Source organism: Endozoicomonas sp. SESOKO3 (genome assembly GCF_024606255.1).
Window position 1 is genome coordinate 1 of sequence record NZ_JAHHPR010000420.1, and the last position, 1,630, is coordinate 1,630.

Annotated in this window: 2 protein-coding genes; both read left to right on the forward strand. The window is 49.5% G+C overall.

All coding sequences use genetic code 11. From position 1 onward, the window contains the following. Positions 1 to 1,102, forward strand: a 1,102-nt coding sequence (locus tag KDK18_RS07200; protein ID WP_257254203.1) for a hypothetical protein, incomplete at its 5' end; no start/stop codon positions are given. 105 nt (positions 1,103 to 1,207) lie between these two features. After that, positions 1,208 to 1,630, forward strand: a 423-nt coding sequence (locus tag KDK18_RS07205) for a hypothetical protein (protein WP_257254204.1), incomplete at its 3' end; no start/stop codon positions are given.

The following is a 1,630-nucleotide window of genomic DNA, read 5'->3' on the forward strand; positions in this document are numbered from 1 at the left end:
CCTTTCGTATCACAAAAACAGATACCACAGCGGGCCAAAAACCTGTGACTTACCCATGGTCGGGGAGGATGGTCAGCAGCAACCATGCGGGAAGGTCTGCAAAAATATGAGAGCCCTGAGAGATCATAAACGCAGAAGCCACAGCGGGCCCCAAACCTGTGACGTACCCGTGGTTGGGATGGATGGTCAACAGCAGCCATGCGGGAAGGCTTGCAGAAATGCCTGCGCCTTGACTGATCACAAAAGCAAATTCCACAGCGGAGAGCGAACCTGTGACGTGGAAGTGGATGGGGAGGATGGACAACAGCGGCCATGCGGGACGGTATGCAGGAATGCTAATACCCTCAAACATCATAAAAAAAGAGTTCACCGTGAGCAAAAAACCTGTGAAGTGATGGTGTTTGGAGAGGATTGTCAGCAACAGCCATGTGGGATGGTTTGCAAGAATGTTGAAGCCCTGTTGGCACACAAATGTAAATACCACACTGATCAAAAAACCTGTGATCTGATGGAGTTCGGTGAAGATGGCCAGCTGCGACGATGCGGAAAGGTCTGTAAGAATCTCAAAGCCCTGTGGGATCACAAAAGTGGATACCACAGCGGGCACAAAACCTGTAACGTGATGGTAGTCGGGAAGGGCGGACAAAAGCGGCCATGTGGAGCCGCCTGCAGAAATGCTCGCAACCTGACGTATCACAAAAGAAAAATCCACAGTGGGCAGAAAATCTGCGACACAACAGTGGTCGGGGATGATGGCCAGCGGCTACCATGCGGCTTTGTCTGCAAGAATTCTCTATACCTGTTGGATCACAAAGCCAGATACCACAGTGGACAACAAATTTGTCACGTGCCCGTAGTCGGGCAGGATGGTCAGACGCGGCCATGCGAGATGACCTGCGATAGTGTTGTGGCCTTGTCGGTTCACAAAAGAAGATATCATTCCGGTCCACAAACCTGTCAGGAGACAGTGGTCGGGAAGGATGGCCAGCTGCAGCCATGCGGCAAGGGCTGTAAGAACGCTCAGGCCCTAACGGACCACAAAAGAAGACATCGAAAACGTAAGCCTGTCGATTTGGAACAGGGCGATCACTTCAGTCCTTGATCTGACGCCGACTACTTCACGTGCTTTTCTTGATCTATCCTTCCTCACTGTCAAACAGAAAACAAGGATAGAATTAATAAACACATACTCTTTGAGACACTGCTGTTGCTACTGTCGTTGTTTCTCGTCAGCCAGGCCAAAGCGCTGTCAAGACATTTTATTATCGAGCTTCAAAAGGATGAAGGTTCTCCAAAACAGGTCTTTTTTGTAAAAGGTGACTGGCATTCATTGACGGGCAACCCGTCAGAGATTAACGACAACAACTGTTACATAGGATCAACTTCGCCATCGGATAAAAAGCGATACAGACCATACAGTTACGGGATGAAAACGTCCCTGATTGAGTCGCTTTTGTGGCAATGGCTCTACGCCCTCCACCTGCTGGTTGGTTACGAACTGGCTCTGAACAGCAAAGACTCTCTTCTAAGCTCGCCCTCTCATTCATGGGTACCTTTAGAAGTGGCTGTTGTTGTCGGTGTGGAATTTGCTTTTGTGATCAATCAGGGCGTAAACATTCTTGCAGGCCTT